Origin of the sequence: Mesorhizobium sp. M0587 (genome assembly GCF_040320945.1) — a bacterium.
GTDB lineage: Bacteria > Pseudomonadota > Alphaproteobacteria > Rhizobiales > Rhizobiaceae > Mesorhizobium.
Map to the genome: position 1 here is coordinate 77,470 of NZ_JAMYQP010000024.1, position 24,404 is coordinate 101,873.

Below are 24,404 nucleotides of genomic sequence, written 5' to 3' on the forward strand. Positions count from 1 at the left end.
TCAGAGTGCTGAGCAAAACGCGATCATGCCCAAGCGTGGAAGATCACAAGAAGTCACTCGATACATGCCCCAGTTAACGGCACCACCTTTCCGGACGAAAGTTACAAGAGATTGATAAAGAACATGAATAAGGCCGCTACCATCCAGATAATCGGGACACGGGCGATGGATCACGATTCAGCGAAATCGTGGAAGCCCACAACACGCTCAAAGATCCGGTCAAACGCGCCCAATACGATGTCCAGTATAGAGACCATTTGAGCTCTCGCCGGGAGCTGACCGAACAAGCCGGCGACACCAAGGGTCTAGAGAGAGATGTCGTCATTCAGGCCAGACTGCTCTCGCTTCTTTGCGTAAAACGCCGGCAGGACGTGAACAATCCTGGCATTGGCGATACGGAAATCGAACGCCTGTCGGGCTGCCCGCGCGAACATCTGGAATTTCATCTCTGGTATCTAAAATCAAAGGGCTGGATAGGAAGAACTGAGAACGGCACCTTCGCGATCACCGTTGAATGCATCGATCGCGCTAATTCCGAACAGAGTCGCAACGCTCCCGCCACTAGGCTGCTAGAAAGCGCTCATTGAATAGGGATGATCCCTGCCAGCGCCCCTTTCCGCTGGCTGCTCTCCTACGCGGCCGAAGTGCGCACACGTCCTGGCGCCCGCCTAAAGGCAGCGCCTGACCTATTCGCGATGCTGGCCCTAACCAGCGCCTCGCTCGAAGGTCGGTTTCGAAACACACATCCAGCGCGCCTCGTCTTGACTTTGATAATCGGGCACGAAGGTGAAGAACACCGGCCGGCGATCACGCCCCGCCGACTTGCACTCCGCGCAGATAAAGAGGCCGACGAGATCCTGATGCAGGGAACCATGATCAGGCCCGAGCCGATCGACAAGCGCCGCAATGTCGAGCCTGGTCGACTTGCAGCACATGGGATGCCGGCAATTCACGTAGACGGTTTCGCGCGCAGCAAGGGTGTGGGCAAGGGTCTTTTGAGGCATGGCGATCTCCGCGAATGGGGTCGCCGCAACGAAGGGATTATATTCTTGGTCTCGATGGCGCGGCAAGCGCTGCCTATTGCTTTGCCCTGAAATCGAGCAGCTTCGCATGGCGGAGCTTTTCTTCGCCCTTCAGCAATCTCACGCGACCGGCGAGACCGGGCTGGAGCCATTCGGCCCTTTCCTCCTTGAGCCCGGTTGGCACTGGTCTGCCGACCTTCCCTTGCACGCGATCCCATAGGCGCTGGCGCTTGTCGGCCTTGAAACGAACGCACCGCCGGCATAACGGCGCTTGTCGGCCATAAGCACCATCGCAGGCTTGCCGGCCTCGCGCTGCACGCCGATGATGTCCATCTCCGTTTCGGCGTAGCACTTGATCTTGCGCCAGTTCATTGTCGGGCCGCTGCTATAGGTGCTGCCCGTTCGCTATTTTGGAGGGATGCGATTTGCCCTCTCCAACGGTGATCAGCCGTTTTTCGCGGCCAATCTGGCGGCTGTTAATCGAATGCTGGACGAATGATCAAACCAATTGCCAAGGAATGTGGAAAGTTGTCCGGCGAGGACGTTGTTGGAGGCAAGACACGCGCCCTTCCCTGCCCCGCAACGCAGCGCTATTTCGCGCCTTAACCTCCCGAACGCCGGATATCGGCACCGCCGCTCGCTGAAAGCGCCAGGAACGGCCCAACTGGCATGCGATCGGGATGACTGAAATGGGGCCGTGAGCAGACCGTCCGGTTCTGGAACGAATAGCCAGAAAACTGCCTTCCGCAGACGACCTTTCTAAGAGCATCCAAGATCTGAGAGCTTGGTCCGCAATAGATCTTCGCCACCTCGGAAAAACCTGGCTGTATGAGGTGAGGTTCGACGGCTATCGATCGCAGATCGTCGCACTTAGTGACCAAGGGGTTGGATGGCGAAGTACCTCGAACGGGCGAGGTCCTTGGGTTGCCGAGGTGCCATCCATTCGTCGTTGGAGCGACTTGAAAGCCTGCTGGGCCGAACAGGCGCTTGGCCTTTAGAACCTGGTTTACCAAGTTTTGTCGCCTTATGCGCGAATGCTAATAAATCAACCGCCCTTAAACCATTACTCGGTCATATGCCGCATCAGTCGAGGGGTGGGTCATGGGCATCAATAGATTCTGGCGGTCGGAAGCTGGCAATTTCGCTTTGTTGTTTGCGTTGGCGGCGCCTGGAATCCTGGCGGCTGTCGGTTTCGCGGTGGACGTATCCACCGTCATGCGAGCAAAGGTCAATCTGCAGAACTCTCTGGACGCTGCGACGCTATCTTCGTCGCACCTGTCAGACGGCGAAGCGAACCGCAGGCTTGCATTTGATAGCTATTTTCAGGCCAACGTCGCAAATCACCCTGAACTCTCCAATGCGAAAGTGACCTTGTCCGTCGACAAGGGCTTCAACTACGTCAAGACCAGGGCCGTCGCTTCCGCGGACGTGAACCTCAATTTTGCTTTCCTGTTCGGTGATAACCAGCACATCGAAGTGGATTCCGGCGGCGTGGAGGCGACGAACAACCTCGAAGTCGTGCTCGTGCTGGACAACACCGGCTCGATGGCCGGTGCCAAGATCAAGGCTCTCAGGGACGCCACCAAAGCACTTCTCGATAATTTGGATGGAGCAAAGTCACCCGATCGGAAGGTGACCGCGGCGATTGTGCCGTTCGTCACCGCCGTTAACGTGAATGGCGATGAATTTGACCCTTCCTGGATAGACATGGAAGGCAAATCGCCGAAGAACGGCGCGAATTTTCCTCTGCTGCCCGATGGCAAGCGTGTAAATCACATGGACCTGTTCAAGGACCTGGCACAGGGGACCGGTTGGAAAGGCACGGGCTGGAAGGGCTGCGTCGAGGCACGCCCGGGAAGCGCTGCCATTTCTGACGTAGTCCCCGACCAGGATGACGGTAACACCCTGTTTGTGCCCTATTTCGCTCCAGACGACCCCGGCGAAGCGACCGGTCCATCTGCGAGCTACGGCAACGACGCCAGGGTCTATAACAACTCGTATCTTTCCGATGACGTTATGGACGGCGCGGACACGAAGGGAAAAGATAAGAAGATCGCCAAATACGAGAACCCCAAGGCGAAAAAGATCAACGACAAATATGCGCCCCTGACGGTCGGCCCAAACCGAGCCTGCCCGACTCCAGTGGTGCCGTTGACCACGGATTTGGACAAGTTGCGAACGGCCGCCGCCCAGATGCAAGAGTGGAACGGATCTGGCACTAATGTCTCCGAAGGGCTCTCTTGGGGCATGCGGGTGCTTTCACCGGACGCCCCCTACACCGACGGCGCCCCTTGGAAGACCCCGAATACGAGCAAGATCGTCGTTCTGCTTACCGATGGCGAGAATGTCGTCTATGGAGCGAGCGCCGAACCGGAAAAGTCGGATTACACGTCCTATGGCTACCTCGCATCCGGCAGGTTCGGAACCAGCAACCAGACGGACGCCGCGCGCGCCGTGGATCGATGGACGCTTGACGTTTGCGATAAATTAAAGGCGCAGCAAGTTCAAATCTACACCATCACGCTGCAATCCGACACGGCCGCGAACCGGACACTCTACGGGAAATGCGCAACGAACCCGACCGACTACTTTGCCGTTAATGATCCCAGCAAATTGCCGAACGTGTTCCAGACAATCGCTGGAAAGTTCACGACACTCCATCTGGTTTACTAGGGCTCGGGCATCCTAAGATGCAACCGAATTCTGCGTGTCTTTGAGGACGCCAATCTACTATCCCGCCGATGCGCATATGGATTCTTGGCGGCGTTTGGAACCTCCCCGATGAACGCCGCCCTGACGCACGATAATTGCGCCTGGCGTCCGACGAGGCGCATTGCAGTTTGGCGCTCTCGCGTCGGTTCCCGCCTCTACAGGCAGGGTTAGGATCGATTCCGTACGTTAGTATCTACTAAATAAGTAACAAGTCATTAACTAAGATCGAACATATTCCGGCTCGATCCTCGGCCTCACAGCCTTCAATTCCGCCTCCGCCCGCTCTCACTCTGGAACCATCGAAAGGAGCATCGTCGAATGTGGCGTAAAATAGTAGCATGCCTGGCGAACTTGGCATTCTTCGGCGGCGAGGCACACGCTACGACAACAACCACGCCCATGGTCGTGCAGATGACGATCACCGCGTCCTGTACGATCAGCAGCGCTTCGACCTTGAACTTCGGCTCCTCGGGCGTGATTGCGGCCAACGTCGACCAGACATCCACCGTCCAGGTTCAATGCACGAACACGACCCCCTATAACATCGGTCTGGATGCGGGCACCGGATCGGGAGCGACCGTCGCTGCCCGCAAGATGACGAACGGAGCCGCCACCATCATCTATTCTCTTTACAGCGACAGCGGCAGAACGACCGTCTGGGGCAGCACTATCGGAACCAACACGGTGTCGGCGACCGGTAGCGGCGCTGCCCAGAGCTTTACCGTATATGGACGCGTGCCGGCGCAATCAACGCCCGCGCCAGCCGTCTATACGGATACGGTGACGGTCACGGTAACGTATTAAGGTCGGCCGCATCGACGGTCGATGCCAGGGGGTGGCAAATGAATTGGGCAAGGCTGGCTCCAGCTTTGGTGGGAGCATTGCTGTTCGGCGGGGTGCAGGTCCGCGCGGATTCGCTTCAGGTACAACCTGCTCTCGTCGATGTCGTCACGCCCGGCGCGGCGTCGACCATCACGCTTCGCAATGAAGGGCGGACGCCGAAAAACGTGCAAATTCGGGTTTTTCGCTGGTCACAGGCCGATGGCCAGGAATCGCTGCAGCCGACGGAAGATGTGGTTGCCTCTCCTCCGGCCGTCACGCTGCTGCCGGGCGCCAACTATGTCGCCCGTATCGTGCGCGTGGCCAAGCGGCCGGTCGTGGCCGAGGAGGCCTATCGCCTGCTCGTCGATGAGCTTCCGGACGCCAGCCGGGTCAAGACCGGTACGGTGAAGCTCCTGGTTCGCCACTCGATTCCGGTCTTCTTCGGTTCGCCGGAAAGAACGCCGCCGGCCGTTGACTGGACGATATCAAAGCAGGACGGCCGGTTGATCGTTTCGGCCCGCAACAAGGGCGGCACGCGCCTGCGCATCTCCGCGCTGTCGCTACGCGATGCCGGTGGGCACAAGATTTCATTCGGCGAGGGTCTTGTCGGGTACGCGCTCGGCCAGTCGACCATGCGATGGGCGGCACCCACCGGTGGGCGCAAATTCCCCGCCAAGGGATCGGTCTCGATCTCGGCTCAGGGCAACGATGGCACGATCAATGCCGTGGCGCCGGTCGTCGCCGCGCCGTGAATGCGGCTTGTTTCCTGACATTGTCGATACTTTTTGCCACGCTGACACAGTCCAACCAAGCAGCCGGGGCAGTCCAACAGCTTCAGCTCGAAGTCTTCATCAATGGCGCCGCCACCAACCAGATCGCGGCTTTCGTATCTCCCGACGGCCAGCACCTTGGCGCAACGCCCGACGAGTTGCAGGCATTGGGGCTGGATGTTGGCAAGCGGGTCCGGTCGGCGGCAGCCCCAGTCATGCTCGACACGGTGCGAGGGCTGGCCTATCGCTACGAGGTGCGGGAGCAGCGCGTTTTCCTGACGATCAATGATGGCCTGCGTGGAACGATTTCCTACGACGCGACGCCAGGCCATGAGGCCGCGCCTGACGTTCGGGCGGGGTTCGGCGGTGTCCTCAACTACAATCTGTTCGCGGCGTCACGGCAGGAGCCCGACGCTGGCGGCTTCACCTTCAGTGGCGTTTCCACCACCCTCGACGCGCGCGTCTTCTCGCCGGTGGGCACGTTCAGTCAGTCGGCGATCCTGCGGCTGGCGGACGACGGCGGCGCTGATGCCTTGAGGCTCGACACCGCCTATACCTATTCCGATCCGGTGACGCTGATGTCGTATCGGGCTGGTGACGCGATTTCCGGCGGTTTCGTCTGGACCAGGCCGATCCGCATCGGCGGGTTTCAGGCGCGCCGCAATTTCGGTCTTCGCACCGATCTGATCACCCAGCCGCTGGCATCGGTGAACGGCAGCGCGGCAGTGCCGTCGACGGTCGACGTCTACGTTAATGACCTCAAGACCTATTCGCACACCGTCGGCAGCGGCCCGTTCCAGATCACCGACATTCCCGTTACCACCGGCGGCGGCCAGGCAATCGTCGTCCTGCGCGATGCCGCCGGCCGCGAAACGCGAACCAGCGTGCCGTTCTACGCCTCGCCCAGCCTGCTGCGGCCGGGCCTGTTCGACTTCTCGCTCGGGGCCGGCCTGCCGAGGCTTGGATACGCGACCCCGTCCGATGCCTATGCCACCAATCAGCCAGTTGCATCGGCAAGCCTGCGCAAAGGCATCTACGACTGGCTGACGCTGGAAGGCCACGCCGAGGCCAGCAAGGATCTGGTCAATGGCGGTCTGGGCATAGTGATGCGCACCGGCTCACTTGGCGTTGCCTCGTTCGCATTGGCCGGCAGCCATAGCGGAGGCGGCAGCGGGCTGCAGTCCTATGCCTCCTACGAGATCAGGATCGGGACCCTCAGCGTAAATGCCAGTTCGCAAATGACCTTCGGTTCCTATGATGATCTCGCCTCGGTGAGCGACAGGCTTCAGGAAACCGGAGCCCCCAGCCACGCCTTCTTCGACCTCCTGTCATTCGAACCAGGAGGTATGGATGCATCGACGCGAGCGAGGCCGCCGAAAATGGTCAACAGCATTTCCGTTGGAACGCCGTTGACGTTCGACAGCGGCAGCATCAGCGCGAGCTACATCGATATGGTGCCGGCCGGAGGCCAGAGTTCCAGGATACTCACCGCGTCCTATTCGCGAACGCTGCCTTTCGGCTATCTCAACGCCACCGCCTTCGCCGAACTTGGCGGGCGACGGAACGCCGGCCTCTTCGCTGGGCTTTCCATCCCAGTCGGCGGCGGCGCAATGGCATCTACGGCGGTTTCGGCCGCCAAGCACGGTGTCGGCGTGACCGCGGACGTTAGCAAGCCGCTCGGCGAGGAACCAGGCAGTGCGGGCTGGCGAACCAGCTTCAGCCAGGGCGGATCCTCAGAGGGTTCCGCGGCGGTGTCCTATCGCACCTCCCATGGACGTGCCGATGCCGCCGTCGGGCGTTCAAGCTCGGGCACCACGGCGACAGCCCAGTTGGACGGCGCAATCGCGACGATGGGATCCGGCATCTTCCTGACGGACCGGATCGACGACAGCTTCGCCCTCGTTGAAACAGGTTTGCCCGGTGTCGGCGTGCTCTATGAAAACCGGCCAATAGGCGTCACCGATGCAAAGGGCCGGCTGCTGGTGCCGGGGCTGCGCGCCTATCAGCGGAACAAGATCGCCATCGAAACGGCCAATCTGCCGGTCGATGCCGACGTCTCGACCACGCAGGATGTCATCGCGCCCGCCGACCGAGCCGGCGTGCGGGTCGATTTTCGGGTTCGCACCAATGTCGGCGCCGCAGTCCTCATCCTGGTGGGTCCAGACGGACAGCCGCTCGAGGTCGGGTCGCACGCTACGATCAACGGCAAGCAGGACTTCGTGATCGGCTATGACGGGCGTGCCTATGTAAAGGGACTGGCGCAAAAGAACACCGTCATTGCCGAGACCGCCAAGGGAGCGTGCCAAGGATCGTTCGGCTACATACCGAAAGCAAACCAGCAAGTGGTCATCCCGGCCGTCTGCCGATGACGCCCGATTGGCCGCTGGGGCTCGTCAGTAGGTAACCGTCACGATGATCGTGTCGGTGTACGCTCCGGGCGCGGGGGTGGTCTGAGCAGGGGCGCGGGCGTATACGGTGTATGCTTGGTCCAGCCCGGTTCCGGTGCCGCTTGAGGTGTCGGTGCCGATCATATTTCCCCAGACGGTGGTCCTGCCGCTGTCGCTGTAAAGCGAATAGGTTACGGTCTTGACGCCGCTCGTCATCTTCCTGGTAGCGACCGTGGCGCCGGAACCGCTGCCCTCGCTCAGCCCGATATTGTAGGGCGTCGAGTCGGTGCAGCGAACCGTGACCGAACCCGTCGAATCGACATCGGACGCTAGCACCCCGACAGAGCCAAAGTTCACGTTGGTGGCCGAGACGTTGCAGTTCGCGTTGATTGTCGCGGTCCAGGTGGAGCCACTGGACGTGGCCTGCCGGCTACCAGTCGGGCACGCGGCGGCGGTCTTGTAGTCATAGCCGGCGGCTGGCGCGGTGGTCATGGTCCAGACATACGATCCGGGTCCCGAGGTGGTCTGGTTGGAGAATACCCTGCCGTAGACGGTCAGCGTGGTACCGGCGCTGCCAGAGGAACCCAAAGCGAGATCGTAGGTCGACCCGATGGGATAGAGTCCATAACCTGTCGTGGCCAAGCCCCAGGACCCCCAGATCGTCGTTCGCGACGGGTCGCTATATAACTCGTGCACCAGTCGCTCAGAACCGGAAGCCAGCCGGCGGTTGCCGGCCGCGTTGGTCTGGCCAGGTGAAAGCTCGACGCACAGGCGCACGGTCTGGTTGGCCGTCCCGGTGCAATTGATCGAGAAGGTTGCCGTCGTGTCATCGACGACTCCGCTCAGTATGTCCACCGCACCGTACGATCCGTTGGCGGACGTGATGGTGCAGCTCTGGCACCAAGCCCCTTGCAGACCGCAAACGAGGAACACTGTGATCAGCACTGGCCGGAGCCGAACTGTCCAGAGAAGCGAACGGCATCGGCGACGAAATCTTCTGAAATCTGATCCTTTGCTTATCATGGTATCTGTCTATCACGGGCCGAGACCAATACAAAGCAAGCTCAACCGTCGACAGGGCTGCGGCCTAGGGGCGAGTTATGAGGCATAAACTCTGAGGTCACACAGTTGAAGCGCGGCGACAGCTTTTGAGCGTAACCGGGACTTCCAGTGTTGTCGCTGGAGATGTCTGCTTCGGGCAACTGCAAAATTGAACTCTACGGCCGATTTTGGGCGCAGAGCGGACAGTCTTGTATGCGGTATAGTTGGCAGCATCAAACTTGGGTACGCTTGCCGAATGCGAGCTCAACCACTCTCGCCTGACCGGACCCAGCTTCTCTTGACAAGCATGGCTTTTAAACACCGCACGAGATCAGAATAACTGATGACCGGCCATTGCGCCGCGACATTCCGTGGCTTGCTCGGCATGATGGTGGTGCTGCCGCCGTCCACCACCAATGCCTGCACGGTGAACCACGGTCAGGCCCTGACCGACAACTCGGTGACTGCTGGTTGGGGAGCTTTGTCAGACCACAGCGCCCATCGCTAGCTATGCGGCAACGCTCATTCGCTCCCTGGCCTGCTTGATGTCACGGACAGGCGGTACGCCAAACATTCGGCCGTATTCGCGCGTGAACTGCGGCACGCTTTCGTAGCCGACCGCATAGGCGGCGCTGCTCGCGGGCATGCCGTCTGACAGCATGATGCGCCGCGCCTCAATCAGGCGCAACTGCTTCTGGAACTGCAGCGGCGAGAGCGAGGTGATCGCTCTGAAATGCTGGTGGAAAGAGGAGACACTCATGCCGGCCTTCTCCGCTAGCTGCTCGACGCGAAGCGGTTGCGCAAATCCTTCACGGATGAGAGCTACTGCTTTGCCGATGCGCTGTGCGTGGCTATCGGTAACGCCCAGCGCGCGGATGGCCGAGCCATGCCTGCCCGCGAGAAGCCAGAAATGCAGCTCGCGCACAAGCTGATCCCCAAGCACGGGCAAGGCCGCCGGCCGATCGAGCATGCGCATCAGCCTCAAAGCGGCTTCGGCGACTTCTGCCTCGGTCGTGTCGACGCGGACGGGTCCGCCGACACCTGCCTGCACGACGCGCATCTCCACGGCCAGCCGCTCGATCACCGCGGCGTCGAGCTCGAGGACCAGCGAATAATAAGGCACGCCGGCGTTCGCGCGGGTGATCTGGCTCACAGTCGGCACGTCCGCAGCGATCAATAGCGAGTCGCCGGCGCCGAACTCGAAGGTCTGGCTGCCCATGGTCACGCGCTTGCCACCCTGGACGACCAGAGCCACCAGCGGGCGGTTGATCGCATATTGCAACTCGCTGGGACGAGTGGCCCGGATCGTACTCAACCCCGGCACATCGGTTCTGGCAATGCCGTAACTATCGGCATGGGCGTCGGCATGGCGGCGAACGGCTTCAAGCAGCGTGTGTGTCATTGCAGCGAGTATATTCCCGAGCGTGCGACGCACAATCCACCTCGGAGTAATAGGCAAGAAAGCCGAAGCTTTGGGTAACCGCGATGTCCGGGCCGGGGCAATTGTGCCGGTCAACGGGAGCGGGATCCTAGATGGCTCCCCCGCAGTCGGAGAGTTCAGATGACCGACCTTTCGAACCGCCGTGTCCTGATCCTGTCTGCTGAGGGTGTTTGAGGATGACGAACTGTACCTCCCCCGCCAGTCGCTGCTCGACGCCGGCGCGAACTTGACTCTGGCCTCGCCCACTACGGGATCGATCAGCGGCGTCGTCTACGATATGGCGACGGGCCGCTCGAACCCGTCCGAGCGGGAGATTGCGCCCGACGTGCAATTGTCCGACGTCGATGTCGCCGCCTACGACGCCGCCTACGACGCGCTGATCGTGCCTGGCGGCGTGGTGAACCCGGACAGGCTGCGGATGACCGAGGAAGCAGTTCAGATCGTCCGGCAATTCGACGCGGCCGGTAACCCGGTGGCCTCCATCTATCGTGGCCCCTGGGTGCTAATTGAGGCCGATATCGTGCGCGGCCGGCGCACCACTGGCTGGTACTCCGTCCGCACTGACCTGAGGAACGCGGGATCGCAGGTCCTGGACGCCGAAGTCGTCATCGATGGCAACCTCATTACCAGCCGCATGCCGTCCGACATCCCGGCCTTCACCAACCCCATTGTCAAAGCGCTCTCGGGCTGAACCGCCCCACCCGATCAGCCTGCCCGCAAGCCAGGAGTCTTTCCATGACCAACATGTTCCAGCTTCTGATCGACGGCGAGAGCCGCGAAGGCTCCGACCGTATCGCAGTCGATGTCGTCAACCCCGCTACCGGCGAGGCTTTTGGCAGTGTGGCCTTTGCCTCCAAGTCCGATATTGACGAGACGATAGAGGTCGCCTTGGGCGGGCTCCGATCTTGGCAGGCCGTGCCGCCTTGGGAGCGCGGCCGCATCCTCAAGGACGCGGCCCAGCGCCTGCGCGCAGACATCATCCGCATCGCCAATGTCATCACCCGCGAGCAGGGCAAGCCGCTTCGCGAGGCTTGCATTGAGATCGAGCGCTCCGCCGATTTCCTCGAATGGGGGGGCGAACAGGCGCGGCGGATTTCCGGCCGCATCGTCCCGGGCCGCGCGCCCGGTCAACGCATTGAGGTGCAACCGCATCCGATCGGCGTGGTGGCCGCCTTCACGCCCTGGAACTTCTCGATGGCGCTTGCTGCGAAGAAATTCGCAGGCGCGCTTGGCGCCGGTTGCGCGATCATCTGCAAGCCCTCGCAGGAAACGCCCGGTTCGGTGATCGAAATGGCCAAGGCACTGCTCGAGGCGGGCATCCATCCGGCCGCGATCGCAGTCGTGTTCGGTGACGCCAACGATGTCTCGACCCAGCTCATCAATGCGCCGCAAGTGGCCAAAATCACCTTCACCGGCTCGATCCCGATCGGCAAGCGCCTGGCTGCGGCCGCCGGGGCAGCGATGAAGCCGGTGACAATGGAACTCGGCGGCCATGCACCGGTGATCGTATGCGGTGACGTCGACCCCGAAGCGACGGCCGAACTGCTGGTGCATGCCAAGTTCATGAATGCCGGCCAGATCTGCCTATGTCCTTCACGTTTCTTTGTCGAGGCGAGCATTGCGCAGCGCTTCACGGCGCGCTTCGTCGAACTGGCCAATGCGTTGCGCGTGGGCGACGGCACCGATCAGCAGACGCAGATGGGGCCGCTCGCCAACGAGCGCCGGGTCGACGCCATCGCAAGGCTTGTCGACGACGCACGCGGACGCGGCGCGACCATTCTTGCCGGCGGTAAGCGGCTGGACCGACGCGGCAACTTCTACTCGCCGACCGTGCTGACCGATGTTCCCGACGAGGCGGCCATTCTGCGCGAGGAACCTTTCGGTCCCGTGGCGCCAATCCTGCCGTTCAACGACGAGAAGTCGATGCTGGAAAGGGCGAACGGGCTCGAATTCGGCCTCTCTTCCTATGTCTTCACCCATGACGGTGCGCGGCAGCGCCGGCTGGTCGACGCCCTGCAATATGGCGTTGTCGGCGTGAACGGGGGCCTGACGCACCAACCCGAAGCACCGCTCGGCGGCTGGAAGGAAAGCGGCATCGACACCGAAGGCGGCATTGAGATCCTCGATCCGTACCAGATTACCAAGCATGTGAACCTGCAGTGAGACAGCCCGGCGGGAGCGATTCCGATCCACCGTGTCACCGCGATGGAGGGCGTCGTGACCTTGATCGACGCAGGGCCTACGCTGCTTGCCAATGTGTTGACGCTGTTCTCCAGAACGGCGTGAACACCTTGCACAGCCAGTCTGTCGAGCAATGGCGGGCGCTGCAGGCGCCCATCCCCGGGCCGGCCAGCGCCCATATGCCGATCGCCGCGTCCGTGTCGATCGCCATGGTCGCCCGCGGCAACCATTTGGCTCGCCCTGCTCGCCACCGTCGTCCTCAACTATCGAGAGCGACTGTGTTCGCCGCTTGATGCCCCTGCATGATCAAATCGAACTCAAGCAGCGTACCGGAGATCTGTGATGCACCCTTTCCCTGATCGATTCTCCCTTTTGCGGCGCGAGCTTCACAGACTCCGAAATGCGCTCGATTTTCGACAGCGGGGCTTTCATACGCCCTTGCGTCGAGACCGAAGTCGCACTCGCGAGGGGACAAGCGCGCCTGGGCATGATTCCTGCCGAAGCTGGGCTCGGCATCGCAAACGCCGCCAATCACCACCAGTTCGATGTCGAGCGCCTGCGGCGCGAAACCGAGATCGTCGGCTATCCGATCCTCCCGATCGACGACAACTCGCAGATGCGGCAGGGCAGGCAGGGCGCTATCTGCATTGGGAGCAACCACGAAGGACATCATGGATACCGCAACGGTCCTGCAGGTCCGCGCCGCACTGGACCGGATTGACTGCCCTTACCGAAACGATGGGCGCATTGCAGAGAGTTGGCGAAGGCGCACCGCGCGACTCCTATGGCTGGACGCACGCATCTGCAGCACGCGCTGCCGATCACCTTCGGCTACAAGGCGGCCGTTTGGCTGAGCGCGCTCGAACGGCACCGCGAGCGCTTGGCGCAAATGCGCCCGCGCGTACTTGTCGTACAATTTTCCGGCGCCTCGGGCACACTGGCATCCCTTGGCGACAGAGGACTGGCGGTGCAAGAGGAACTTGCGCGGATATTGGAGCTGGCCACGCCGGCGATCACCTGGCATTCGTCGCGCGACGGCATGGCCGAACCGGTGCAACTGCTCGCCCTGATCTGCGGCAGCCTCGCCAAGCTCGCCTTCGATACCTCCATCATGATGGCGACCGAACTCGGCGAAGTTTCGGAACCCCTGTGTGCGCCATCGCGGCGCATCGAGCACCATGCCGCAGAAGCGCAATCCGATCTCGTGCGAGTTCATCATCGCCGCCGCAAAGCTGGTGCGCCAGCATGCCGGATTGATGCTCGACGCAATGGTGCACGATTTCGAGCGCGACTGGCCCGTGGCATCTCGAATGGCGGCGGTCCCCGAAGCATTCGCCTGACGGCAGGCGCACTTAGCCAAGCCCACTCCTGCTCTCCGGGCTAGAAGTGCATCAGGAACGCATGCGCGCCAATCTGGACGTGTCGCGCGGCCTGATCGTAGCCGAGGCGGTGATGATGGCCGGAAGGCAAACTGCGCACGACCTCGTCTATGCCGGGTGCTGCCGCGCGCTGGAAACGGAACAGTCGCTCTTTGAGGTTCTCGCGGGCACGCCCGAGGTTGCCGCCCATCTTGGGCTGAAGCGTCTGCACGAGCTCACAGAGCCGACCAACTATCTTGGGTCCGCCCAGGAGATGATCGACCGCGTCCTCGGCGGCGCCAAGGCTGGCCAGCCAGCCGATCGGGCGTAGTCGTGCGGCCTTGCGGCTCGGCCTGAGTTGCCTGCATAAGCGGCCGCTTGGCGTCACAGAACCTTTCCAGCAACCGCCGTTCGATCCAAGAAAGTCTCCAAAGAAAGCACCGCATGAGTGCCGAAAGGCCGCTGCCGCGAGACCGCGGCGGCGCCTTTGGTGATCTTTACCTTGACCGGGCCGGTTGCCTTAAATCACCTGCCCGCCAGAAACCTCGATCCGCTGCGCGGTAATCCAGCGATTGTCGGGGCCGAGCAGATTGGCGACCATCGGACCGATGTCGTCGGGCAAGCCGACGCGGCCAAGCGCGATCATGTTGCCAAACTGCTTGTTGAGATCAGGCATGTCACGCACCGCGCCGCCCAGGAAATCAGTCTCGATCGCGCCAGGCGCCACCGTGTTAACGGCGATGCCCCGGCTTCCCAGTTCCTTGGCCATGTAGACCGTGAGGATTTCCACCGCGCCCTTTGCGGCGGAGTAGGCCGAAAAGCCGGGATACGAGACGCGCGTCAATCCCGTAGAGAAGTTCACGATGCGGCCTCCATCGACAATGAGCGGCAGCAGAGCCTGCGTGAGGAAGAAGACGCCTTTAACATGGGTGTCAAAAAGTGCGTCGAATTGAGCTTCGGTGGTTTCGGCGAAACTTGCCATTTCACCCTGGCCGGCATTGTTGACGAGGTGGTCGAACCTATCCCCTCCCCACGTGGCGACAGTTGGGACCGGACTGTTTCAGCGAAGCGCCCGAACGAGCCGATGTCGGTCACGTCGAGACGCAGCGCCACGACCTTACGACCCATTGCCTGAATCTCGGCGACGACGGCCTTCGCCTGCTCGTCGCCCCTGCGGTAAGTGAAGATCACGTCGCCGCCACGGCGCGCGATGCTTATAGCGGTGTTGCGGCCAAGGCCGCGGCTTCCACCAGTAACGAGCGACACAGTCGTCATTGAAATTCTCCTTCGGATCGATTGTTGCGACGCAACTGTTATGGGCGTGGGCGGCCCCCACCGGTTGCCCGTTCGTCGGGTAGACTTGCCTAATCCTACGATCACGTTGTTATATCCATCCTCCATCAGTGGTGGTGGGTTCGCCGCTTGCCATCAGCGTGATTCTGCTTCGGGATGCGCCAATACGCGCCAGTCGCCGTCGCGCACTCGCCGGCGACGCTGCTCCCGCGCGATAGCTGGACAGCAGGTACGCAAATGCGGAACCCACGGGCTTCGGGGAGGGGGCGCTGGCCACGGCCAAAGGCGCCGTCGAGGGCAAAGCGGCCAAGAGCGCTATAACCGCGACGGGCCGGAGAACGACCCGCTTCGCGGGAGGGCGCGTGCGGTTGAGGTAGAGATCAAGAACCGGTCGTTGCGCCTGCGTTGAGCGGGGTTCAGCAGCGGCAGAGCATCACAGGCTTCTTCAACAAGGGGCGCCTGACCATGCCACATCCCGTTCTCGATACACGGATCAGCCCGTTGCGCCAGCGACTGATCGACGACATGAACATGCGGCGTTTCTCCCGCGAGACGCAACGCAACTACTCCGCGACATCGGACGCCTGGCGACATTCCTTGGGCGATCACCGGCCAAGGCGACAGCGGACGATCTGCGCCGGTTCCAGATCGAGCAGCAGGACGACGGCGTTCAATGAACAGCATCGTGTCGGCGTTGCGCTTCTTCTTCACGCATACGGTCGATCGTCCCGATCTCGCGCAAGCTCGTTCGTCTGGCGCATCCGCGCCAGCTGCCGGTGGTCCTGAGCCGCGACGAGGTTGCCAGGCTGCTCAACACCACCTGCCTCAAGCACCAGGCCGCGCTCTCGGTCGCCTATGGCGCGGGCCTGCGCGTCGCCGAGGTGTCGATGCTGAAGGTCGCAGATGTCGACAGCGAACGCATGCTGCTGCGCGTCCATTGCGGCAAAGGCGGGCGATATCGCAACGCCACGTTGGCGGACCAACGACGCGGGCCAATCAGGTGGTGCGTATCCCGATCTTCGGCAGAGGTGGGGTGAACACCGCCTGCCGAAACCTTTTAGAGATATCTATGTTCCATACCCCTGCGATGGAAAGTCCACCGCCCCATTGCAAAGCGACGGTCCTTGTCCAGCCCCTGCGAACTAGCTCTGGTCGGCAGCCGCGAGAGGATGCCTTCGGGTCGAGCCCAATCCCTAGAATCCACGGGTTAGTTGCTAGAACCGAAGCACGATCCCGGCCCGCCTACGGTAGCACCGGACGCGCCGGCGACCATGTCGCCAGTAACTACGGCAGATCCTTCTCCAGCCCCGCCGGCGGTGGTGGCGGCGGCGGTAATAGTGGCCGTAATCTGGGTCATAATCTGGCTCGTAATAGGGGTCGTGGTAGCGCCGATGGTTGACCGGCTCCACTTCCGCCTGAGTACCTTCATCATCGAAGGTCGGTGAATCTGGCGCGTCGAGTTCATCGAGAATGCCGCTTTTGGCCCCTGGAACGCCGGCCACTGCGCTGATAGGCCGAACCGCGCGTGCAAAGGCCGCGGCCCCTGCAATGCCACACATTGCTGTCAAGAAGGATCGCCGATCCATAGAAAGCCTCCCAGTGTTACACACTCTAATGTTACCAACTCTTAGGCGCGGGGCCAGGAAAGGCAGGCTTTGCGCCCGTTACAAATTAAGGATTCGCCAACCGCAGTGCGGCCCGTGAACCCATCAGCACAGGAAGGGACGTAGCTGCACCGATCTGCAAATATGTCAGCCAAGCGCGAATCCCATCACCAGAAAGGTGGCGGCGGTCGCGAACAGCGGTGCGAGCAACCAGCGAGCTTGGCTAACACTTCTATCCATCTGTTTTCTCCGAACTTTCCGGAGAAACAATAACCTAGGAAGCAAGCTGTTCCACGCCACATCATGGGTAAGACCATTGCGTTTCAGGCTCAGACTTGAGTCCTACCCTCCGCCCGACCGAAGCCTCAACCCCGGAACGTTTGACGTTGCCCCAAGTTCGGTTTTGGAGGGCGGCTTGGACGATGTGGTGGTGCGCCGAAATTATGAAAATGCATCTTACGGGCGCTGCTGCGCCGTTGTTGCTCTTCGCTGCTGTCGGCGCGGTCGCTGCTCAGGACGTGGTCATCACGCCTGAGCAGGATACGGTCATCAATGAGTATGTGAAGAAGCAGCCTTTGGCATCGGTGAAGATTCCCGGCGTGGAACTCAATATCGGCACAGCGTTGCCCGACACGGTCGAGCTGCATGAAGTGCCAGGCGTCAAATACCGCTATGTCGTGATCGACAACCGGACAGTTCTGGTGGATCCGGGCACTCGCAAGATTATCAAGGTCTACGACTGACCAACCTTCGGCTGAAGCCCGCCGTCCATGTGGCGGCGGGCTCGCGGATGAAACTGAAACCGATGACCCGGGTCGGTTTGCCCGGGGATGGCCTCCACATGGACACCAATAGTGTGGCCGGGCCATCCTCGGCGGGCGCACTGACGTGATGGTATGGTCGACTTTATGGTGTGGGCCAATTCCAATGCTTCGCCGTTCGAAACGAACGACTTCGCTGCGAAGCCGATCAGGCCAAGCAAGTCGAGTGTTACCGATTCCACGTTGGAAATGGTCGCGCGGATTTCCGTTCTGTTTAGGCACCTGTCGAACAACATCGGTCACGAGCGCCTCGAGAATTTTGGCGCATTGATAGAGGATCATCTACATAGGATTGACCCAGATTTCGAACTCGCCTGTTGGGGCTGGTGGCTCTGGCCTCATGGCTTCAAAGCTCTACTAGATGCGAAGCCGGGAATGGGCGACACGCTATTATTTGGGCGGGTAATACTGAGGTCGAAGTGCATGCCAGTTTCAGCCGGGCTTTCGTCAATCTGCGCACGGCGCTAGAGGCTGCAATCGCCCAGATTAGCAATCCGCAGCAGCAATAGCGGCAGGAGGCAATTCAATTGGAAGAAGAACCGACAATCATCAATACAACCGGCGAATCGTGGGCTTTTGGTTTTAAGGACATCGGCGCCAGCGACAACGGTAAGTGGGCGTTCTTCCGCGCCCGCCGCGAGCAACGAACAACCGACCGCGATCGTCGGGCGAGATCCGGCTCGGGGGCACGGCTGAATAGCCGCGGCTGTCTGTTGCAAATCGGGGTCGCCCGGCCGAGAGGCGGCCATGATGGGTCACAGGAAAAGGGGGCCCGGATTCCGGGCCCGCCGGAGAGATGGTCAGGCCGTCGAAAGCGGCCGGTTGCCGAAGAACCAGAGGCTTCCGGCAGCCAGGGCCGCCACGATGACACCCACGATCACATGTGCCCACATGGCCGCCGCCAAGCCCGAAAAGCCGAGGGCCCAGGGCGAAACCAGTGTCCACAGCCCAACCACGAGGTTTGCCCATTCCTCGTATGCGTGGGACGCAACCAGCGCACCCACGGCGATCAGGGCGATCACCGCACCGGCGATCCAGGCGTTCCAGGCCGCATAGGTTTCAGTCGTAAACCCGAGATACCAGGGCGATAGTACCAAAGCGATGCCGGCGACTACATTGACGATGTCGATCACCGGACGATTTTCAGTTTTCAGCCATTTCTCCATTGTTCATCCTCCTTCCGTGACAGGTCAGTGAACCGTCCTCTGATTGAGGGCGGGTGCGACGGCCGAGGATTGCCCTTGGCCGCCGCGAAACTTTCGTCGTTAGCCGGGCCGTCCCCGGCCATTGCGCGAAATCGAACCGGCCGGAACGAACGGCCTGACCTCGTCGGGCTTGAACCGGTTGCCGGCGATCTCGCGCAGGGCGAGTTCAACGGGCACCCTCGCTTCGTCGGCCAGGCGAGTCTCAGCGCCCCGGCTGAGCGCGCGGGCTCGTCCCGCAGCTGCCACAGCCAGCGCGAAACGATTGGGAACCGAATTTTCACAATCGAACACGATGAGCGGATCCATAGCGTCACCTCACATTGCCTTCTGCTTTTGGTCCGGAATGGAGACGGTCAGGTCCGCTGCCGTTATCCAGGGTTCCATTGCGAGCAGCGCCTGTTCCACTTCGTCGGGCCGCGTCGGACGCGCGTTCTCCGGCATCCCCTCCGAGGTTGCGAGATCGACCAGATACTCATTCCACGCCCAGTTGCGCAGGATGGCGCGTTTCTCGTCGGCGGTCAGAAGAGGGTCGACGACCACATCCATCGGCGATGCAAAAAGTGCCTCCGGGTCCGCCAGCGCCGGTCGATAATGCGACGCCTGCGAAACAGCGCCGTAGCTGGTCTGCAGCAACGCCATCTGTAGGCGGTTCCAAACAAGATCCGCACCAGCCTGCAGCCGCTTCTCAGCATCGGAAGATTCGACACGGGATTTTTCAGCCGCCGGGTTCCCTTGAACCGTGTACGCGAGGCCCTGACGTTCAGCATAGTCGATGGCCGCCTGAGCCGTCGGAAAATCGAGTTCCACCTGGGTCAGGGTGTCACCGCTTCCGGTATAACCCATCAGGGGCTCGATGATCGGCGCCGTACGCCGCTCGAACATCAGGCGCCATCCTTTCGACCGGGCACGGCCTGAGGTCATGACCGACCGGCAAGGCTTGTAGATCCGCGCGACCGCATCACGCGGGAACTCGGATCTACCGAATGACGGCGCTCGCCCGCGGTTGTCGTTTGCCGGTACGAGATTTTCTACGACTGGCGTAACTTCTCTGTCTTGCTTCCGCATCATTCATCCCTCCCTTGGCGAAGGATTGTGCCGGAGGCAGCGGCGTGCCGCCTCCGGCGCTCCGTGCGTCAGTGAGTGATGGGGATACGCTTCACCTTCGACTGTGCATTCGGGTTCTTCGGCAGCGTCAAGGTCAGGACGCCATTGGCAAAGGACGCCTTGGCCTTGTCGTCCTCGACTTCATAGCCGAGGGGTATGCGCCGCTCGAAGCGACCATGGAAGCGCTCGGAATAGCCCTTCTCCTCGGTCTCCGACCGCTTCTCGCCACGCAGGGTCAGCACGTCCTCATCGAGCAGGACTTCGATGTCCTTCTCTTCCATGCCGGGGACGTCGGCGGTGACGCGAAGCTCATTATCCGACTCCGAAATCTCCACCTTCGGCCAGCCGCCATCGAACGGCGAAAGCTGCCCCGCAGTAGGCAAGCGCGTGTCGAAGCTCCTCAACACGTCATCGAAGAGCCTGTTCACCTCGCGGTGAAGCGAAAGAAAGGGATCGCCACCGCTATAGATGCTCGGGGCCTGGTTGTTGTTACGGCCCCACGGGATAAGGTCACGCATATTCATCTTCGTTCACCTCCACGTTTCAACCGCGCGGCACCGGACGATTGCCGGTGCCTGTCGCTTCTGATTCACGCTGAAACTTCAGGCCGCGTTCTTTTCGGCTTCGATCTGCTGTGGCGCAGCCTTTGCCGTGCTGCCGGCGATGGCGATCCGGCGCGGTTTCATCTCTTCGGGAAGCTCGCGCTTGAGATCGATGTTCAGCAGCCCATTGACCAGGCTGGCGCCGACGACCTTCACATGGTCGGCCAGTTCAAACCGACGCTCGAAAGCGGGCCCGGCAATGCCGCGATAGAGATACTGGCCATTGTCCTCGCCAGGTTGCGACCCACTCACAACCAACAGGTTAGGCTGATGAGTGATGGTCAGCTGATCCTGCGAGAAGCCGGCGACCGCCATGGTGATGCGGTAGTCGTCCTCACCAGCCTTGGCGATGTCGTAGGGCGGCCAATTGTCTGTCGCAGTGACACGGCTCGCATTTTCCAGCATGTCAAAGACGCGGTCGAAGCCGATGCTCGACCGGAACAGGGGGGTAAAATCGAGGTCTGTCCTCATAGCCACATCCTCCTTTGAGCAACATGGATACAAGAAGGCGCCAAGAGACCATGACGTCTCCTGGACTCTCCGCCGGCCCCATCTGGCAACCGGCGATTAGCTATTTATAACAGCACGTTGCGGCTTCAAGAGGCCGCAGAGAAAAATTTTCAACGAGATCCGGACGTATGGCACGCTGGAACAATGGACGCGCAGAGAGCGTACTCGGGTCCTTCCGCTGGCGAGTTCCTCACCAGCGGATCGGGTAGCTCGGATGCAGGGAGGGCGGCGTTTCGCTCAGAGCCGATCGACGGAGGCTGCGAAACCGGCCTCCATGGTGCTGCCGACCTCGCGGTCGCCGCCGACATTGCTGGGAAGTCCCTCCAATCGATCCAATTGGCGCAACGCGTCCATGATGGCGTCGAAGCTGACCGGCTCGCTTGATCCCGGCGGCATGCGCAGCGCCGGCACGGATTCTACCGCGCAGGCGTCCGATGCCCATGACGAAAGGATGGCGCGCTTTTCCTGCACATCCAGCGTCATGTCGCTCAGCACGTCCTGCGGGCGCTCGAAATGCCGTGCGGGATGCAGCAAACGGTCAAGGAAAAGATCGGGGGCCTCAGGCCCGACCGGGGGAAAATTCGTCGAAATGGCTCCTTCCATCGATGATCCTCCGCTTTAGAATCTCCTTTGTTGCTCTCTGTCGGTGGCCCTCGCGAGTCCACCGGCCGAGATTTTGGGGGTTTGCGATGGAATTTCAATGGCCAAGGAAGGTCACACGCTACGATTTCAGCCCCTAGGAAATCATTTTTTCGAGCCCGTGAAACAATCCGCTTGCATCCCCGTTCCTGCGTTCGCAGGGACATAGTCACGCAGCCGCGAGGCGGCCGGGCAGGAGAACCAATCATGTCCTACATTTCGAAGAAGCAATTGAGCGTTGCATTGGTGGCGGGAACTCTGATGCTCTCGGGGGGCGGCTTTGCTCCAGTCACAGCTCAGGAGATCCCGAACGATTTCAGCGCAATCGTGCGTCAGAAGCTGCCGGCGGTCGTCGCGATCACGACCAGGCAGATCATCCAGGACCAGACAATGCTCGATGATTTTCTCGGTCCCTTCGACGGCCACGGGCCTGCCCAGCCCCAGGTGCGAGAGGCCCTTGGCTCCGGATTCGTTATCAGTCCCGAGGGCTATATCGTCACCAACAATCACGTCGTCGCCGATGCTACCGAGATCCATGTGGTATTCTCCGACAAGGAGACAGCGCCCGCGCGCCTCGTCGGCCGGGATCCGGCAACCGACATCGCGGTGCTGAAGGTCGACCGGCGGCCCAATATGGCCACAACCGCCTGGGGCGACTCGGACGCGGTGCAGCCGGGTGCCTGGACGATTGCGATCGGCAGTCCATTCGGGCTCGGCGGAACAGTTACCGTCGGTGTGCTTTCTGCTCGTTCACGCGACATCCAGGCCGGCCCTTACGACGATTTCCTGCAAACAGACGCCTCCATCAACAGGGGCAATTCCGGCGGGCCGTTGTTTAACGCGCGCGGCGAAGTGATCGGTGTCAATACCGCCATCGTCTCGCCCTCTGGGGGCAGCATCGGCATCGGATTCGCCGTACCTTCGCGAACTGCCCAGAGGGTCGTCGACCAGTTGATCCGCACCGGCCACATTGAGCGCGGCTTCATCGGAGTGCGTCTCCAGGAAGTCACGCCGTCGATTGCCGAGGCGCTCGGACTGCCGGGCAGCAAGGGAGCACTGGTGGCCTCGGTCGAGCCCGGCAGTCCGGCCGACAAAGCAGGTTTACAGGCTGGTGATGTGGTCGTCCGCTTCAACGGCAAGGACATTCAAGGTGTTCACGACCTGACTCTTGCAGCAGCTAGTCAGAAGCCAGGGTCTAATGCGACCCTGACGAGCATCCGCGGTGGCAGCCAGCAGGAACTGGCCCTGACCATCGGTCAACGCAAGGACGAGGAGGTGCAGACCGGCGCTGTCCCTGCTCCGGATGCGGCTAATCAACGCCTCGGTCTCTCGCTCAGTCCGATCCCAGACGAGTCGCGCCAACAACTCGGTCTCGAGCCGGGCACGACCGGCGTCTTAATTCAGGAAATAGCACCGAACAGCCTTGCCGCGGAAGGCGGCCTGCGGCCTGGCGACGTCATCGTCTCGGCCAATAACCGCAATGTGACACAGCCGTCAGATATCCGAGAGGAGTGGGCGAAATCCCGCCAACAGAACAAGCCAATCCTGTTGCGCATCAACAGGCAGGGACAATCGCTTTTCGTAGCCCTGGGGGCATCCTGACGTACCATGCGTCGGAACCGAAGGTGCTAACGTAGACCTCTGTTGCTGTGGCCAAGCGAGTGCCAAATGTCTGAGGAAGCAACAGGTTCGACGGCCATAGCGCGGCTCTCGCTAGGAAGAAAATTGATCAATAAGGCATCCTCACAACCGCAGAGAGTGAGTTTTGTAGACCCAAACCAGCGCGGACAATTCCAGCCAGGATCGGAGCCCACTCTGCACTTGGACTATCGTCTCGGTATTGCCAACCCGCGCTCGCGCTTCCGAGGCCGGGAACGCGAAAATGCAACGGATCGTCGTGATCGCGAAAATCGTAGAGACGGAACGGCGAAGATGACGTCGAGCACCTCCACCATTGCCCGCGCCCTGAAGAGCGGCCTGACGAACCAGCTCGTCCAGCCCGTCTCGGGATTTGTCTTTGAAGAAAAAACCGCTCGCATTGGTGCTGGTAGGTCACGTTGAGGCGATTGCGCATGAAGCGGACGAGGATGTTCTTCGATGAGTCGAGTTCTGCCTGCTTGACGATCAGCATCTTGGTGCCGGTGACAATCAGGAATGCGCAGATTTAAAGAATCCACGCGAACTCGCCGACAAGCGTCGCTATCGACACAAGCGTCGCGCCGACACCGATCATGATGGCCCGCACCAAGTATGCCTCTGGACCCAATCTTGACGATTTAGCGGCTTCCACATCGAGGTTAAAGGCCCGCCGCTCCTTTGCGAAGCGGCGGGCCTGCCCCCACATTCCCCCGCCCGATTTGCCAGGATGGTTGACCCGGCATTGGTGACAAGCAATTGTGATGTCCCATTACGGAACGACTATGCGAATGGCGCAAGTGAGGACTGCCGATTAACATTATTTGTAGCTAATATGCCACGTCAGCCGGACGGCATCGTGCCTGCGGTGGTTTGGCATCCCTCGCAATTCGGACGTGATTTAGGTCGCGTTGCGCGAGTTGGTGGACACTAAAACTTACTTCCAAAGGGCTGCCGAAAAAAACCCGCTCTTCCTAGCCGGTGACTTGCACGAAGGGCGCACCAAAGCGCATCGGCGGTCGTTAGGACCTCACCGATATTTGACCGGGGACTGAAGCGCGGACCTCATTCAGATCGGTCTAGGGGCTGTTGAGAATCATCGAGAATTGATGACGGCAGCGCATGCGTAGATCATCGCGGAGAAGTTGCGATCGGTTTTCTCGCTGCGCATTGCGATGCCTTTGAATTCTTTGAGCTTCGCGAAGAAGTTCTCGATGAGATGGCGCCATTTGTAGATTTCGGCGTCGATGCTGATGG

The 24,404-nt window shown here is 61.0% G+C and carries 25 protein-coding genes and 2 pseudogenes; 14 read left to right on the top strand and 13 right to left on the bottom strand.

The window, feature by feature from the left end:
* Nucleotides 1-146: 146 nt before the first annotated feature.
* Nucleotides 147-587: pseudogene (locus NKI49_RS21140) on the top strand (J domain-containing protein); the annotation flags it as partial.
* 117 nt (nucleotides 588-704) lie between these two features.
* Here NKI49_RS21140 and NKI49_RS21145 read toward each other — a convergent pair.
* On the bottom strand, nucleotides 705-1,004 hold the full coding sequence (locus NKI49_RS21145; RefSeq protein WP_352601232.1) for a hypothetical protein: 300 nt from the start codon (nucleotides 1,002-1,004) through the stop codon (nucleotides 705-707).
* 138 nt (nucleotides 1,005-1,142) lie between these two features.
* Entirely contained in the window at nucleotides 1,143-1,394 is a 252-nt protein-coding gene (locus tag NKI49_RS21150) for a hypothetical protein (RefSeq protein WP_352601230.1), read from the bottom strand.
* A gap of 729 nt (nucleotides 1,395-2,123) precedes the next feature.
* Here NKI49_RS21150 and NKI49_RS21155 point away from each other — a divergent pair.
* The 4 genes from NKI49_RS21155 (at nucleotide 2,124) to NKI49_RS21170 (ending at nucleotide 7,695) form a co-directional block, all read left to right on the top strand.
* Nucleotides 2,124-3,695, top strand: coding sequence for a pilus assembly protein TadG-related protein (locus tag NKI49_RS21155; RefSeq protein WP_352601228.1), 1,572 nt, complete (start codon nucleotides 2,124-2,126; stop codon nucleotides 3,693-3,695).
* 357 nt (nucleotides 3,696-4,052) lie between these two features.
* The gene (locus tag NKI49_RS21160; protein ID WP_352601226.1) at nucleotides 4,053-4,538 is read left to right on the top strand and encodes a Csu type fimbrial protein; all 486 of its coding nucleotides are present in this window, start codon (nucleotides 4,053-4,055) and stop codon (nucleotides 4,536-4,538) included.
* Nucleotides 4,539-4,576: 38 nt separating this feature from the next.
* Nucleotides 4,577-5,308, top strand: coding sequence for a fimbrial biogenesis chaperone (locus tag NKI49_RS21165; protein WP_352601224.1), 732 nt, complete (start codon nucleotides 4,577-4,579; stop codon nucleotides 5,306-5,308).
* A 20-nt stretch (nucleotides 5,309-5,328) separates the two neighbouring features.
* Nucleotides 5,329-7,695 (top strand): fimbria/pilus outer membrane usher protein, encoded by a 2,367-nt coding sequence (locus tag NKI49_RS21170; RefSeq protein WP_352601222.1) that lies wholly within the window; start codon nucleotides 5,329-5,331, stop codon nucleotides 7,693-7,695.
* Between the two features lie 24 nt (nucleotides 7,696-7,719).
* On the opposite strand, the gene NKI49_RS21175 is transcribed toward NKI49_RS21170, so the two are convergent.
* Nucleotides 7,720-8,658, bottom strand: a complete 939-nt coding sequence (locus NKI49_RS21175) for a Csu type fimbrial protein (RefSeq protein WP_352601220.1) — start codon at nucleotides 8,656-8,658, stop codon at nucleotides 7,720-7,722.
* Between the two features lie 439 nt (nucleotides 8,659-9,097).
* Here NKI49_RS21175 and NKI49_RS21180 point away from each other — a divergent pair, with 439 nt between their 5' ends.
* Complete coding sequence (locus NKI49_RS21180) at nucleotides 9,098-9,262, top strand: hypothetical protein (protein ID WP_352601218.1); 165 nt, start codon at nucleotides 9,098-9,100, stop codon at nucleotides 9,260-9,262.
* Here NKI49_RS21180 and NKI49_RS21185 read toward each other — a convergent pair whose 3' ends face one another.
* Complete coding sequence (locus NKI49_RS21185; RefSeq protein ID WP_352601470.1) at nucleotides 9,263-10,156, bottom strand: AraC family transcriptional regulator; 894 nt, start codon at nucleotides 10,154-10,156, stop codon at nucleotides 9,263-9,265.
* A gap of 205 nt (nucleotides 10,157-10,361) precedes the next feature.
* Between NKI49_RS21185 and NKI49_RS21190 the strand changes: the two genes are divergently transcribed.
* Nucleotides 10,362-10,886, top strand: coding sequence for a DJ-1/PfpI family protein (locus tag NKI49_RS21190; protein ID WP_352601217.1), 525 nt, complete (start codon nucleotides 10,362-10,364; stop codon nucleotides 10,884-10,886).
* A 44-nt stretch (nucleotides 10,887-10,930) separates the two neighbouring features.
* Nucleotides 10,931-12,358 carry an NAD-dependent succinate-semialdehyde dehydrogenase gene (locus tag NKI49_RS21195; protein WP_352601215.1) on the top strand — a complete coding sequence of 476 codons (1,428 nt, stop codon included), beginning with the start codon at nucleotides 10,931-10,933 and terminating at the stop codon, nucleotides 12,356-12,358.
* A gap of 277 nt (nucleotides 12,359-12,635) precedes the next feature.
* Here the strand turns inward: NKI49_RS21195 and NKI49_RS21200 are convergent, their stop codons facing one another.
* On the bottom strand, nucleotides 12,636-13,049 hold the full coding sequence (locus NKI49_RS21200) for a hypothetical protein (protein WP_352695752.1): 414 nt from the start codon (nucleotides 13,047-13,049) through the stop codon (nucleotides 12,636-12,638).
* Nucleotides 13,050-13,133: 84 nt separating this feature from the next.
* On the opposite strand from NKI49_RS21200, the gene NKI49_RS21205 reads away from it, so the two are divergent.
* Nucleotides 13,134-13,760 carry a lyase family protein gene (locus NKI49_RS21205; protein WP_352601211.1) on the top strand — a complete coding sequence of 209 codons (627 nt, stop codon included), beginning with the start codon at nucleotides 13,134-13,136 and terminating at the stop codon, nucleotides 13,758-13,760.
* 17 nt (nucleotides 13,761-13,777) lie between these two features.
* Complete coding sequence (locus tag NKI49_RS21210) at nucleotides 13,778-14,065, top strand: hypothetical protein (protein WP_352601210.1); 288 nt, start codon at nucleotides 13,778-13,780, stop codon at nucleotides 14,063-14,065.
* Between the two features lie 189 nt (nucleotides 14,066-14,254).
* Here the strand turns inward: NKI49_RS21210 and NKI49_RS21215 are convergent.
* Nucleotides 14,255-15,009, bottom strand: a pseudogene (locus NKI49_RS21215) (SDR family NAD(P)-dependent oxidoreductase).
* 794 nt (nucleotides 15,010-15,803) lie between these two features.
* Here NKI49_RS21215 and NKI49_RS21220 point away from each other — a divergent pair.
* Both NKI49_RS21220 and NKI49_RS21225 read left to right on the top strand, forming a co-directional pair.
* Nucleotides 15,804-16,064 carry a tyrosine-type recombinase/integrase gene (locus tag NKI49_RS21220; RefSeq protein ID WP_352601208.1) on the top strand — a complete coding sequence of 87 codons (261 nt, stop codon included), beginning with the start codon at nucleotides 15,804-15,806 and terminating at the stop codon, nucleotides 16,062-16,064.
* 1,010 nt (nucleotides 16,065-17,074) lie between these two features.
* Nucleotides 17,075-17,374: a DUF1236 domain-containing protein gene (locus NKI49_RS21225; protein ID WP_352601206.1), complete on the top strand. Its 300-nt coding sequence runs from the start codon at nucleotides 17,075-17,077 to the stop codon at nucleotides 17,372-17,374.
* 878 nt (nucleotides 17,375-18,252) lie between these two features.
* On the opposite strand, the gene NKI49_RS21230 is transcribed toward NKI49_RS21225, so the two are convergent.
* The 6 genes from NKI49_RS21230 to NKI49_RS21255 all read right to left on the bottom strand — a co-directional run bounded on the left by NKI49_RS21230 (nucleotide 18,253) and on the right by NKI49_RS21255 (nucleotide 21,476).
* Nucleotides 18,253-18,618: an SPW repeat protein gene (locus NKI49_RS21230; RefSeq protein WP_352601204.1), complete on the bottom strand. Its 366-nt coding sequence runs from the start codon at nucleotides 18,616-18,618 to the stop codon at nucleotides 18,253-18,255.
* A 99-nt stretch (nucleotides 18,619-18,717) separates the two neighbouring features.
* Nucleotides 18,718-18,963, bottom strand: a complete 246-nt coding sequence (gene rpoZ, locus NKI49_RS21235) for a DNA-directed RNA polymerase subunit omega (protein WP_352601202.1) — start codon at nucleotides 18,961-18,963, stop codon at nucleotides 18,718-18,720.
* A 9-nt stretch (nucleotides 18,964-18,972) separates the two neighbouring features.
* Nucleotides 18,973-19,725 (bottom strand): NADH dehydrogenase ubiquinone Fe-S protein 4, encoded by a 753-nt coding sequence (locus NKI49_RS21240; protein WP_352695754.1) that lies wholly within the window; start codon nucleotides 19,723-19,725, stop codon nucleotides 18,973-18,975.
* Nucleotides 19,726-19,790: 65 nt separating this feature from the next.
* Nucleotides 19,791-20,285 (bottom strand): Hsp20/alpha crystallin family protein, encoded by a 495-nt coding sequence (locus NKI49_RS21245; RefSeq protein WP_352601200.1) that lies wholly within the window; start codon nucleotides 20,283-20,285, stop codon nucleotides 19,791-19,793.
* Between the two features lie 78 nt (nucleotides 20,286-20,363).
* Entirely contained in the window at nucleotides 20,364-20,834 is a 471-nt protein-coding gene (locus NKI49_RS21250) for an Hsp20 family protein (RefSeq protein WP_352601198.1), read from the bottom strand.
* A 276-nt stretch (nucleotides 20,835-21,110) separates the two neighbouring features.
* Nucleotides 21,111-21,476: a hypothetical protein gene (locus NKI49_RS21255; RefSeq protein WP_352601196.1), complete on the bottom strand. Its 366-nt coding sequence runs from the start codon at nucleotides 21,474-21,476 to the stop codon at nucleotides 21,111-21,113.
* Between the two features lie 243 nt (nucleotides 21,477-21,719).
* Between NKI49_RS21255 and NKI49_RS21260 the strand changes: the two genes are divergently transcribed.
* Nucleotides 21,720-23,114 carry a Do family serine endopeptidase gene (locus NKI49_RS21260; RefSeq protein WP_352601194.1) on the top strand — a complete coding sequence of 465 codons (1,395 nt, stop codon included), beginning with the start codon at nucleotides 21,720-21,722 and terminating at the stop codon, nucleotides 23,112-23,114.
* A gap of 219 nt (nucleotides 23,115-23,333) precedes the next feature.
* Entirely contained in the window at nucleotides 23,334-23,573 is a 240-nt protein-coding gene (locus tag NKI49_RS21265; RefSeq protein ID WP_352601192.1) for a hypothetical protein, read from the top strand.
* A gap of 670 nt (nucleotides 23,574-24,243) precedes the next feature.
* Here NKI49_RS21265 and NKI49_RS21270 read toward each other — a convergent pair.
* Nucleotides 24,244-24,402, bottom strand: a complete 159-nt coding sequence (locus NKI49_RS21270; protein WP_352695756.1) for a transposase — start codon at nucleotides 24,400-24,402, stop codon at nucleotides 24,244-24,246.
* Between the last annotated feature and the right edge of the window lie 2 nt (nucleotides 24,403-24,404).

Coding starts and splice junctions, on each gene's coding strand:
- NKI49_RS21245 (WP_352601200.1), bottom strand. CDS start 20,285: ATGAATATGCGTGACCTTATCCCGTGGGGCCGTAACAACAACCAGGCC.
- NKI49_RS21260 (WP_352601194.1), top strand. CDS start 21,720: ATGTCCTACATTTCGAAGAAGCAATTGAGCGTTGCATTGGTGGCGGGA.
- NKI49_RS21225 (WP_352601206.1), top strand. CDS start 17,075: ATGAAAATGCATCTTACGGGCGCTGCTGCGCCGTTGTTGCTCTTCGCT.
- NKI49_RS21230 (WP_352601204.1), bottom strand. CDS start 18,618: ATGGAGAAATGGCTGAAAACTGAAAATCGTCCGGTGATCGACATCGTC.
- NKI49_RS21195 (WP_352601215.1), top strand. CDS start 10,931: ATGACCAACATGTTCCAGCTTCTGATCGACGGCGAGAGCCGCGAAGGC.
- NKI49_RS21240 (WP_352695754.1), bottom strand. CDS start 19,725: ATGATGCGGAAGCAAGACAGAGAAGTTACGCCAGTCGTAGAAAATCTC.
- rpoZ (WP_352601202.1), bottom strand. CDS start 18,963: ATGGATCCGCTCATCGTGTTCGATTGTGAAAATTCGGTTCCCAATCGT.
- NKI49_RS21255 (WP_352601196.1), bottom strand. CDS start 21,476: ATGGAAGGAGCCATTTCGACGAATTTTCCCCCGGTCGGGCCTGAGGCC.
- NKI49_RS21210 (WP_352601210.1), top strand. CDS start 13,778: ATGCGCGCCAATCTGGACGTGTCGCGCGGCCTGATCGTAGCCGAGGCG.
- NKI49_RS21160 (WP_352601226.1), top strand. CDS start 4,053: ATGTGGCGTAAAATAGTAGCATGCCTGGCGAACTTGGCATTCTTCGGC.
- NKI49_RS21200 (WP_352695752.1), bottom strand. CDS start 13,049: ATGATGTCCTTCGTGGTTGCTCCCAATGCAGATAGCGCCCTGCCTGCC.
- NKI49_RS21150 (WP_352601230.1), bottom strand. CDS start 1,394: ATGAACTGGCGCAAGATCAAGTGCTACGCCGAAACGGAGATGGACATC.
- NKI49_RS21250 (WP_352601198.1), bottom strand. CDS start 20,834: ATGAGGACAGACCTCGATTTTACCCCCCTGTTCCGGTCGAGCATCGGC.
- NKI49_RS21155 (WP_352601228.1), top strand. CDS start 2,124: ATGGGCATCAATAGATTCTGGCGGTCGGAAGCTGGCAATTTCGCTTTG.
- NKI49_RS21145 (WP_352601232.1), bottom strand. CDS start 1,004: ATGCCTCAAAAGACCCTTGCCCACACCCTTGCTGCGCGCGAAACCGTC.
- NKI49_RS21165 (WP_352601224.1), top strand. CDS start 4,577: ATGAATTGGGCAAGGCTGGCTCCAGCTTTGGTGGGAGCATTGCTGTTC.
- NKI49_RS21180 (WP_352601218.1), top strand. CDS start 9,098: ATGACCGGCCATTGCGCCGCGACATTCCGTGGCTTGCTCGGCATGATG.
- NKI49_RS21185 (WP_352601470.1), bottom strand. CDS start 10,156: ATGACACACACGCTGCTTGAAGCCGTTCGCCGCCATGCCGACGCCCAT.